Annotated in this window: 4 protein-coding genes; all 4 read right to left on the bottom strand. The window is 60.5% G+C overall.

Annotation, left to right across the window (positions count from 1 at the left end; genetic code table 11):
• The coding region (locus AC1DUB_RS28140; RefSeq protein ID WP_477732366.1) for a hypothetical protein at positions 1–420 on the bottom strand (420 nt) is incomplete at its 3' end.
• A 167-nt stretch (positions 421–587) separates the two neighbouring features.
• Positions 588–809: a hypothetical protein gene (locus AC1DUB_RS28135; RefSeq protein WP_477732365.1), complete on the bottom strand. Its 222-nt coding sequence runs from the start codon at positions 807–809 to the stop codon at positions 588–590.
• 286 nt (positions 810–1095) lie between these two features.
• Positions 1096–2733: an MFS transporter gene (locus tag AC1DUB_RS28130; protein ID WP_477732364.1), complete on the bottom strand. Its 1638-nt coding sequence runs from the start codon at positions 2731–2733 to the stop codon at positions 1096–1098.
• Positions 2734–3407: 674 nt separating this feature from the next.
• A partial coding sequence (locus AC1DUB_RS28125; protein ID WP_477732363.1) for a hypothetical protein occupies positions 3408–3645 on the bottom strand: 238 nt, incomplete at its 5' end.

The raw sequence follows: 3645 nt of genomic DNA, 5'->3' as shown, positions 1-3645 counted from the left end.
GGGGGAGATCGTGCGGGTTCCCGCCCCGGTAACGTCATCCCCCTTTTTCGCCGTAAGCACGATGGTGTAGCCGTTGTTGACCCCCTCCCCGGACATCGTGTCGATCAAAGGGTTGCCTGTGTGGGGGTAGTACTCACCGTCATATTTGAGGATTAGCTGCTCGGAGAAAAGCGATCCGTCGGGCAGAACCGCGTTGACTGTGCCTGTGATGATGCCCTCTGGGTCCTGCGTATACGTTCGCGTCGCAGACTTGTAATTGAATGGTGTCGGCCCGTTGATGAATTTGGACTTTGCCAGATTCAGTTTCCAGATGCCGACGACCGGATCTATTGCTTTCATGGACCTCCGCTGCTGTAAATCAAAAAGCCATTCAAGGCGGCGCCGGGCACTTGAGACATCCGCGAAAGACAGGTCAGACATGGTGGGATGTTCCATTAAGTCAGGTACGGATGGCAGCGCCCGATCTCAATAACCGAGGTCGAGCCTGACTTCTCGGGTGATCGGCCTCTTTGCTGCAAATTCCACGAGACTCTCAGTCCCCCATGCGATGTTTCGCTGCAACAACGTCATCGGCGTTTGCGGCTTGGTCACCGGAGCAGATCACGTTTGGAAGCTTGTGAATGCTCAGCCGCGACCCCCAGCCGACCGGGGCTTGAGAAGCGCTTTTTTGCCAGTGCGAGCACAAGCATCATCGCGTGCTCCGCGACCGCGATCGCGTTGGAGCCGCGGATGTTGGCAAACTTGACGCCGCGCTCACGAAATAGAGCCAGCGCCCCGATCTGGGCTAGGTCGTCAACGCCGGAGTGCAAGCCTGGGTGATGAATTCCTGCCAACGAAGCTAGCGCCGTTTAGTATATGAATGCTCGATCGCCCTTGTTCATCAATCTGTGCGCACTTTGAGCCGCATTGCTGCGCGTCAATGCATCGCAGCGAAGAATTGCGTCCGCGACGTGGTGGCTCGCTAAAAGTTACGAAGCTGTAGTGTTGGTGCTCGACCGCCTTACTGCGCCGCAGCCGCTTAAGGCGCAGTGACAAGCCGCCCTTGAGATCACCGGTGGCACGTCGGTGGTCCCGCAAGTCTGGCATGTCGCTCTTCTAGCGCCCTGAGTCGAACGGACGCTCCAGCATGCGCCGGACACCCACCTTTCCGGGACCGACGTGGAAATCTATGGCCTGCTGTTGCAGCACGCGCTCCGACTGGGTCGGGCGGTTTCGGTGGCGCAGGTAATCGTGCCAAGTCGGGCAGTGATAACGCTCGGTCCACAATTCGGGGTCGGCGATGTCGCGCGCGATAGACCAGCCATAGGCGCCGTTGCGCTGGCGGGACAGCTGTACTTCTTGCATCACGTCGTGAAAGGCACGCGCGTTCTCCTCTCGGATGCGATATTCGATCTCGACCACCAGGGGACCGCTGTGCCCCGTCAGCGGTAGCCGCACCTCGGGATCCTCAAGCACGTGGGTCTCTTCGCTCTGCGCGCTTATCCGCGGCATGCGAAGCCACAGGCCGATGAGCGGCGAGCCCAGCATCAGGACAGCCGCGACCAGGAGCGCCGATTCGACGCCGGCGGCATCTGTCAGATAGCCCCAACCCCAGCTGCCAAGGGCAATCCCGCCTGATGCCGCCGCCTGGTAAGCCGCGAGCGAGCGTCCCGCAACCCAGCCCGGCGCCGACAGCTGCACACCAATGGAGAACAGCGTCCAAGTCAGGATCCACGCGGCCCCCGCGACGACCAGTGCGGCCGCCGTCAACACAGGATGGCGGCTCAGGGCGACCACGGCAATCGCCGCGCCCATCGACAGCGCGCTGGCGCGGATCGCCGCCTCGCCGCTCATGCGCTTGCGCACTTTGGTGATGTTGAGCGCGCCGATCACTGCGCCCAGACCAAATGCACTGAACATGATCCCATAGGTCGGGGCGCTGCCATGCAGGAGATCGCGCGCCATCAGCGGCATCAGCGCGGTTACTGAGCCGCCGATCACCCCGAACACCGTCGAGCGGATCAGCACGATCTTGATCGGTGGTGAACTCGCGATATAGCGCACGCCCAAAACGATGGCGCGTCTAAGGTTCTCAGGCGGGAGGCGTGAACGTTGGGTCTTGCGTTCCCAGAGGAACAGCACAACCATCAGCGGCAGATATGACAGCGCATTGAGCCCGAACGCCGCTACGGTACCAGCCGTCGCCACAACGATACCCCCGATAGCTGGACCCACGCTGCGCGCGATGTTGTAGCTGATGCCGTTGAGCGCGACCGCAGCTGGCAGCGCCTCCGCGGGGACCTGCTCGCGCACCGCGGATTGCCAGGCCGGCCCCATCAACGCCATGCCGCAACCGCCGGCAAAACAAAGTGCCAGCAAGAGATTCGGCGTGAGCAGGCCGAGCCAAGCGAATGCCGTCAAAACGGTCGCGCCGGCCAGCGCGATACCCAGTGAGACCAATGCCACGATTCGCCTGTCATGCACGTCCGCAATCGCGCCGGCCAGCAACGCGATCAACACCACCGGCAGCTCCAGTGCGGTCTGCACGAGCGCCACCTTGTCGGCAGAGGACGTCATTTGTGTCATCGCCCAAGCCACACCGACACCCTGGATCAGGCTTCCAAGATTGGAGACAAGGCTCGAGAGCCAGATGCGCCGGAATATTGCATCGCGCAGCGGCGCGGCGATGCCGTCAGCGTTGAAAGCTTGGGGCTTGGGCGGATCGACAAGATCCGATCCTGCGTCGTCTGACATGGCTTGACTCTCGACCAGATCAGTGATGACCGGACGGAAGGCGTTTCAAATGCGGCAAAGTCCTAAGTTCCTTCTACTTTGCGTACGAATAGTACGGATATTTTTCATCTGAAGTATGTCCAGCTAAATGCAGAAGGAAATAGTGGTGCCGCGGCTAAGCTCTCCCGTATCTACTTGGCCCGGGCAGTTCAAACCACCCGACGCCGACTTGCGCCTCAGCGGCAACACCGATCGCACAAGGTTGATGCTGAACATTATCTTAGCGGCTTCTCCACGCTCATTTCCAACAATATTGGGGGTTCCACTTGTCAAATGCTGCGCCCAACAAGGCGACTGCGATGCATTCCAGCGATCGTGCATCGGCGGTCCCGCGCGCAGTTCGAAGGGGGCAGGCCAAGGACCTTTTTCGCGATGAGGATCAGCTGCGGGTTGACAGGTGCCAAGTGGGGAATCAATGCTTCGCGCCTGCACGTGCCAATCCGTCGCATGACACATCCCGCCATACGTGAAGATCGCGTTGTCGCAGGCTCGGCATCGTGTCGGATTTACCTCGAGGGGTTTTACCTGCGGCCTAGATAGCGGTTGAGGACATTGCGGGTAACACATTCGACCATCGCGTCCTGCTCAGAAGGCCTGCCACCCATTCGCAGCTCCCGGCCAGTGTCGTAGGGGTGTCACTCCTCCTGTTTGTCGTAAGCCGCTACGTGTCCGCGCAGAATGCCTTCGGCGTCCATGTAAATGAACGTCATTGTCAGGACTTTCCCGTCGGGGGAGATCGTGCGGGTTCCCGCCCCGGTAACGTCATCCCCCTTTTTCGCCGTAAGCACGATGGTGTAGCCGTTGTTGACCCCCTCCCCGGACATCGTGTCGATCAAAGGGTTGCCTGTGTGGGGGTAGTACTCACCGTCATAT

This window comes from Polaromonas sp. P4_F9, assembly GCF_056401235.1.
Note: the sequence above shows the minus strand (reverse complement) of the source record. Positions and strands in the feature narration are given on the sequence as shown.